The 7,317-nt window shown below is 57.8% G+C and carries 5 protein-coding genes; 1 reads left to right on the top strand and 4 read right to left on the bottom strand.

Going from position 1 to position 7,317, the window contains the following annotated elements; genetic code table 11:
- Window positions 1-879: right-handed parallel beta-helix repeat-containing protein (locus DDF70_RS17990; protein WP_114946233.1), on the bottom strand; the 879-nt coding region annotated here is incomplete at its 3' end.
- A 495-nt stretch (window positions 880-1,374) separates the two neighbouring features.
- A complete protein-coding gene (locus DDF70_RS17985; RefSeq protein ID WP_114946232.1) occupies window positions 1,375-2,262 on the bottom strand; it encodes a glycosyltransferase family 2 protein in 888 nt (295 codons plus the stop codon).
- A 430-nt stretch (window positions 2,263-2,692) separates the two neighbouring features.
- Between DDF70_RS17985 and DDF70_RS17980 the strand changes: the two genes are divergently transcribed.
- A complete protein-coding gene (locus DDF70_RS17980; RefSeq protein WP_114946231.1) occupies window positions 2,693-4,342 on the top strand; it encodes a calcium-binding protein in 1,650 nt (549 codons plus the stop codon).
- Between the two features lie 53 nt (window positions 4,343-4,395).
- Here the strand turns inward: DDF70_RS17980 and DDF70_RS17975 are convergent, their stop codons facing one another.
- The gene (locus DDF70_RS17975) at window positions 4,396-5,817 is read right to left on the bottom strand and encodes a lipopolysaccharide biosynthesis protein (protein WP_281024370.1); all 1,422 of its coding nucleotides are present in this window, start codon (window positions 5,815-5,817) and stop codon (window positions 4,396-4,398) included.
- A gap of 177 nt (window positions 5,818-5,994) precedes the next feature.
- The gene (locus DDF70_RS17970; RefSeq protein WP_162820476.1) at window positions 5,995-7,137 is read right to left on the bottom strand and encodes a glycosyltransferase; all 1,143 of its coding nucleotides are present in this window, start codon (window positions 7,135-7,137) and stop codon (window positions 5,995-5,997) included.
- Between the last annotated feature and the right edge of the window lie 180 nt (window positions 7,138-7,317).

Here is a 7,317-nt window from a genome sequence, read left to right as displayed (position 1 = left end):
CGTCGAGTTCACCAGTCCGGTGTTGGCGCCGTAGGTGCTGTAATGCACGTCGCCCACACCGCCGAGCACGTTGTTGGTCACCACCAGACCCGAGGACGGAAGCTGGCGATCCCCGCTCTCGTTGGCGATCTCGATGCCCGTGGCCGGCTTGCCGCCGCGGTAGAAGTCCGTGTCGTAGGTGTGCGCCACGGTGTTGGACTGCACCACCGCACCCTGCGCGTTGTCGAGGTAGATGCCGACGCTGAAGCTGTCGTAGACCTTGTTGCCGGTGATCTTGGCATCCTTGGTGAACATCGCGCCGACACCCTCGCCGTAGTTGCCGTGCACGTAGTTGTTGCTGATGACGCTGCCGTCCGACTTGTCCAGGCTGATGCCCTGCGCCCAGCCGCCGCCGGTCATCGAGCGGCTGCTGTTCTCCAGCACGTTGTGCCAGACCTCGTTGCCGTCGATCAGGTTGTTGTAGGAGTTGCCGACATTGCCGCCGGCCCAGATGCCGACCCGCACGCTGTCGTGCACGTTGTTGTCGAGGATCTTGGTGTCATGGGTCTCCCACAGGCTGATGCCGCCGCGCTTGGCGTTGCGCACCTCGAAGCCCTGGAAGGTGACGTAGTCGCCCGTGATGGTGACGAGATCCGAGCCCGAGGCGGACTGGCTGCCGTCGATGACCACATGCGCGCCGTCGGCGGCCTTGATGGTGATCGGCGCCGAGGCGGTGCCGCTGTTGTAGATGGAGACGTTGCCGTTGTAGACGCCGCCGGAGACCAGCACGGTGTCGCCCGCCTTGGCGAGCCCGGCGGCTTTGGTGATCGATTTGACCGGGCTGCCCGAAGCCCCCGAGTTCGAGTCGCTGCCCGTGGTCGAAACGTAAAATGTAGCCATGATTCTTCTCGCTCAAAAGGATTAGGGAAAGGTTTGATGAAATGTGAATTGCGCAGAACGCGCTCTTCTTCGGCAAAGAGGATTGTTGGCTCAGGCGCAGGGCGCTGAACGCAATCTCAATATTATGAATGTTGATGCCGTGTGGCGTATGAGAGGAGATAGTCTAGGGGAGGAATTGTGAGGAATTCTGATGTGATAAACTCAGGAAAATACTCACTTCATATTCTTACTCAGACGAAGGATACTTCTAACGTGATCACATGATTTCTCCTTCCAAATATCATGAGCTGAAGGATTGCTCGGAAACACTAGGAAGGGGTTTTGATTTCAGAATAGGGCCAAAGCATGACAGGTCAGAATTTTTTAGCTATGGCGCAGTAGCCCGAATGCGATTGGCGATCTCCGCAGAACCACGCAGGCAGATCGCAAGACCAAAGATTTAGCCCATGAAATGAATCGCACCTGATCGTCGGGAGGTCGGGCTCGTGCTCCGAGTCAACGTTCGGGTTTGCCGCCGAGAGCCAGCCGGAGCACCTCGCGGAGTTCAGCCAATGTGACCGCGCGTTGCACCCTCAGAATTCCGGCTGCACGTTCTGCGTCGACCTTCGGGTCCTGAAGGATTGATCGGGATCGTCGCCAACCTCGCTTGAGGACATGTTTTAGAACGCGCAAGGCGCGAAATGATTGCGGGCTCCGGTTCCAGGCTCCGCCAAGAGTTCGACGGTGCTTTCTGACCAGTTCCTGGAGGGATGTACGTGTCGGATGCTCGACGATCATGACGTCGGACCATACGAGACTGTAACCTGCGGCTTTTATCCTCTGCGAGAATTCGACGTCTCCGCCCGACCTCAGGGAAAGATCGAAGCCATTCAGTTCGTCGTAGACCCGCCGCGACATGAGCCAGTTCGCCGTGATGCAACCGTCATCGATGTCGTTTCGCGCAAGGTAGCTGTGACGCATTTCGTAGGACGACACAGGGCCGTCATCTGCAGCGAAAAGCACCACTGGGCCCGAAATGACACCGACATTGGGGTGAAGGTCGAATGCTGCGACCGCCGATTCCAGCCAGGAAGACCGGGGGCGACAATCCGCATCCGTGAAAGCGATCAATTCCGAACGAGTACGGAGAACGCCCGCGTGCCTCGCATTGTATGATCCCGGTTCTGTATGTGCCATCGCAACCACGGGAAGGCCGATGGCGGAGAACTCATCAATCAGCGCCTGGATCCTAGACGACGGACCTTCGCCTATCTCAGCGTCGTTATCGACAACGACAACAACGAAATTCCGATAGATTTGTTGGGCGAGGCACGTCAGGCATTCACGAAGCTGCACATCCATTCGATAAGTCGGGATGACAACCGAGACTCGTGGGTGCTCCATACTTGCGAAGCCTCATTGGTGAGCCGCAGCGTCGGGCGCGCGCCAGCAACGAGCGCCGTCCATCCCGTTTATAAGGCAACTCGCTTGTTCATCAAGCATTCGGGATCCCAAGCCTGTGTAGTCGTCGCTAATTTCTGAAATGATCGCGATCTTCCATCTAGGCATAAAGATGTCACGAGAGACTATTTGCACAAGATCATCCGAGTGGCGCTGGCGTATTGTCGCATAATGTCAACTATACAGCGGCATCCGTCGCATGATAGGGATTTTTCCTAGGCAAGGTTGCGTGATCAAGTTGCAATAACAACCAGCGCAGCTTTGCCCGATTGCACGATGATCTCACGCGATCGGACAACAAAAGCACCGGATGCAACGACATCCGGCAAAACGGTCGCGCGAAGCGATTACTTAAAAATAGGGGCATATAACATTGGCTACATTTTATATTTCGCCGACAGGATCAGGAAGCCGTGACGGCTCATCTCTGGCCAACGCAGGCACTCTTTCCAGTCTTTCGAATTTCATCAGCAAGGCCGGCGCCGGGGGGCAGGTTCTCCTGCGTGCCGACCAGGGCGCGTACAATCTTTCGGGCCAAATCACGATCAAGAGCGGCGGCAACGCTGGCGCTCCAGTGACGGTTCGGGGCGTTGATGGGAATGGCAATACGAAGCTCGCCCAGATCAATGGAACCCGCGCCACGGATTGGACGACCGGCAAGGCCGTCGGATCCGAAGTGTTCCGGTTGCTGTCCGGAGCCGATCACCTCAAGTTCGAGGATATGGCGTTCAGGAACATCGGTGACGGAGCATTTCGCATCGGCGCCGATATCAAGGATATCACGCTTCAGGACATGTATGCGACGAACGTGAAGCGCTTCGTGGCGAACACGGTTTCGAGCGGCTATTCCAGTGCTAGCATCGATGGCTTGACCCTGCGGAATGTCGACATCGACAAGTACTCGCACAACGCCATCAAGCTCCAGTACGACAGCAGAAACATCGTCATCGAGGATGTCATAGGACGCGGCGATCCCACCACGCCCGAGCAATACGTGTTCGGCGTTTCGCTCGACGGGACCGTTCATAACGTGCTCTTCAGACACGTGACGATGCAGAACAGTCATGCCCGTGGAGCAAGCAACGAGTACTGGAATGGAGACGGATTTTCCACAGAAGGCGGGACCTACAACATCCGTTTCGAGAACACCGTGGCGTTCGGCAACACAGATGCGGGTTACGATCTGAAATCCAGCAACACGGTTCTGGTCGATGCCATTGCCGTTGGCAACAACCGCAATTACCGTTTCTGGAGCGACTCCATCACAATGGAAAACAGCCAGAGTCTTGATCCAAGGCATTTCGGCGGAAGTGCATCGACGGACCATTTCTGGTTGGGTGAGAATTCGCATGGGAAAGTGACATCCGGGTATATTTCGGACCAGAACCCCGGATTGACTGTGTTCGACCTTTGGAAGGCCGGTGCAGTTCTTGAAGTGAATGGTACCCAGATTTCTACGGCCGGGAAACTATCGGGCCTTCATTCCACGTCATCTCTTCTCCTCGATGCAGCCAGCAAAGCCGGGATCACATCACAGGCATCGACCGCATCCGCCCCGTCATCCGCGAGTGGTGCGCCCGGTGCGCGATACGGCACGAACGGTTCCGAGAAGCTGACCGGGACATCGGCGGCGGAAACGATTTTCGGCTACAGGGGCAACGACACGATCAGCGGCAAGGGCGGAGCGGATGTTCTCCTGGGCGGCAAGGGCAGCGACACCTTCGTGTTCGACACGAAGCCAAGCGGCAAGACGGCTGCTGCGACCATCGTGGACTTCCGCCCGGGAGAGGACGTCATCAGCCTCGAGAACGGCGTGTTCGGCAAACTCAAGGTCGGGACTCTCAGTTCAACGAATTTCGTTGCCGGGACCAAGGCTCTCGATGCGAACGATCACGTCATCTACGATTCCAGATCCGGCGGCCTTTTCTATGATTCCGACGGAAATGGCGCAGCGACCGCCGTCCATGTGGCAACGATCAGTAACCACGCACGACTGACCGCGGCCGATATACTCGTGATCTGACGGACGACAGGCGATAAGGTTCGGCGCTGCGATGCGCCGGACCTTATCCTGCATCAGACATTGTGGCGTAGTATGACATCCTGATATGTCGCTTTAAGAGTCTTGATGATCAGGATGCGCTTGGACCTGAAGAGCATAAGCACTGCGAGGTTGATGGCGTAAGTGACGGCGAGGGCGCCGCCAAGCTCGATGATCGACGGAGTATGCAGAAACTCCTTGCCAAGCATCAATGTACACGCGCTCACCACGAGGCCGGTGACATGGGGAAGAACGGTCCGGTGAATGTCGGCGATGCTCACATGGCCCGCGCGCCCCGCCATATACCATATGAACGGAAGGCGGAACACGTAATCGCTGACGACATAGGCGATGGCCACGCCAAGGGGCCCCCAGGGAAGACCGACGGCGAACGAGACTATCGTTGATGTTGAGGCCACAATGCCGACAATCCCGAGATCACGCATCCTGCCTTGACTGATAAAGAGCCAGCCCAGTGTCGACGTGAAGGTCTGGTGCAGCGCTGCAATCCCAAGCCACGCGAAGATGGGCGCGGCTTCCGTCCATTTGCTTCCGAGGAGCAGTGCGACAGTCGCATCGGAAAAGACCACAGCGCACAATACGCCTGGTTGAACGGCCATCATCAGGAGGCTTACGCTGTTGAGATAGGTGTGGCGGAACTCATCCGGCTCGTTCTGCAGTCGCGAGAGGATCGGCGTCATGACGCGGCTCAAGGGCCAGGTCGCCTGCGTGAGGGGCAGAAGCATGAGCCGGTAGGCGCGGTCGTAGAATCCGAGCGCAACGGCGCCGTGGGCTTTTGCAATCATCAGATTGTCGGCGCTGCGTGCGAAGAAGTTCAAGATGTTGAACATGGAAAGGCCGGCACCGAAGCCGATCATCTGCCGCGCAGCCTCGTCCCAGAGCGGGCGCCCCGGGAACCATCGCGCCGCGATGGCCGAAACGAACAGGTTCAGGATTCGCGCGCACGTGAGTGGCACCATCAGGGCCCAGTAGCTGCCTGTGTACCAGGCAACCGCAACCCCGAGCGCGGCCCCGACAACGACGCCGAGGATATCGAGGCAGGCCAGCAACCTAAAGCGCAGGCTACGCGTCAAGAGCGCCATCGGCTGCTCACCGATGACGGAGAATACCGTGAGCGCCGCCCCGGCCCAGATGACCGCCGTCAGACGTGGCTCTTCGAAAAACCCCGCGAGAAAGGGTGCCAGAACGACGAGCCCGACGGCGAATGTAAGGCTGAGGAGCAGCGACAGCCAGAACAGCGTGTTGGCTTGACCTTTCGTGATTGTCTGCCGTTGAATGAGCGCCTGGGTCAGGCCGAGGTTCTGGATCATCGTAACGAAGCCGATGATAGGCGCCGAGGTCGCAATCAGGCCGAAATCGGCCGGATGGAGCAAGCGTCCCAGGATCGGAGCGGTTACGAACGTAACCAGCAACCTGCAAACCTGAGCTGCTCCCATGAACACGACGGCTCGCGCAGTTGAGACCCTTTTGGTCATCGGACTGCCCGGTGTGCAATGCATGCCTTGTGAGTGCAGACGAACTGGCAGAGAGTCATGCTGAGGTGGTTCCGAAGCCGGTCCAGGGAAGTCGTCATCGCTCATCCTGATTGTGATGCCGGGAACTTACGACAAAGGTCATGCTGGCGCGTTCAGCCGCCTCCCACTCGTGAGGGATGGGAGACTCGTACCAATGACGGATCGATACTCTGCCAGAGTACGGTCAAGGGAAAAGTCGAGCGCACGCTTCCTGGCTGCGGTGGCGAAGTATTTGCGATTGGGAGCCTCGCTCATCATCCGAAGCGCGGCGGTCATGGCGTGCTCGTTATTGGTTGGAACCAGGATGCCGGACTTGGCCATCGTCAGTGCCGTCACCTTGGGCTCTCCGGCAGCTCCCTGAAGAATCTCGGATGGGCCGGAATCGCAATCCGTCGAAACGATAGGAAGACCGATGCACATGGCCTCGATCATCGCATTCGGAAATCCTTCCGCATTGGACGCCGACACATAGAATCTGGCCCTGGCCATGATAGCGTGGGGATTGGCAGCGAAACCAAGCAAGTGAATCCTGTCGGAAATGCCAAGCTCGCGGGCGAGAGCTTGAAGACTGGACCGTTCAGCACCTTCTCCGAGGATCACGAGCGAGCTGCTGATACCCGCAGCAGCATAGGAACGCAGGAGCATCGTAAAGTTCTTGTTTGGCACCAGGCGCCCCACTGCCACGATGAAGTCCGGAGGAAGATCGACAGAAGGAGACGTCCTCGCGGCATCCTCGATTCTGCCGGTATCGACCGGGTTGTAGATCGTGGTTAGCTTCGATGCAGCCACTCCATAGTTCTCAATGAGATCATTCTTGATGCCATGAGAGACGGCGATGATCCGATCCGCAGAGGGGTAGAGGAGCCTGACAAGGGTTTTCTTCAGGCGCCAGTCATGAGCAGACGAGAGATGACTTGTGGTATGGACGCGTTCGCTCACGATGCACGGGATACGCGCCATACGCGAGCAGGCAATTGCAGCACAGTTCGAACGCGTTAGAAAGCTGACGACAATATCGGGGTTCTCCCTACGAAGCAGCCTATGAAGGGCGGTCATGCTCCGTAAAAGGCTTCCTCGTGCATTCAGACGAATACGGGAAACGCATTCCGAAGGTGAGTAGCTGTCAGGTGTCTGGTCGAGAGTGACAAGAGACACCCTCCAGTTCGTCTCGGCTTCCGCCAGGACGGACGCCACAAGGCATATCACCCGTTCGGCTCCTCCGCCCTCGAGCGAGTTGATCACGAAGAGGATCCTCGGGGCTCGTGCTTCGTTCGTCATGAGTGAGGCATGTCCACCCCGGCGGGCAAGGCCGAGCTTAGTTCTGGAGACCTGCAGGAATGATAGCACAGACTTGCGCCTCTAGCTGAACGATTGAAGCAACCGCTTGGCGCGGGCGCATCTAATTTAGACGGTTCTCGCGCT

This window comes from Microvirga calopogonii (assembly GCF_003347665.1).
In the GTDB taxonomy this organism is placed as follows: domain Bacteria; phylum Pseudomonadota; class Alphaproteobacteria; order Rhizobiales; family Beijerinckiaceae; genus Microvirga; species Microvirga calopogonii.
The sequence above is the reverse complement of the archived record's forward strand: the minus strand, read 5'-3'. Positions and strand labels throughout refer to the sequence as shown.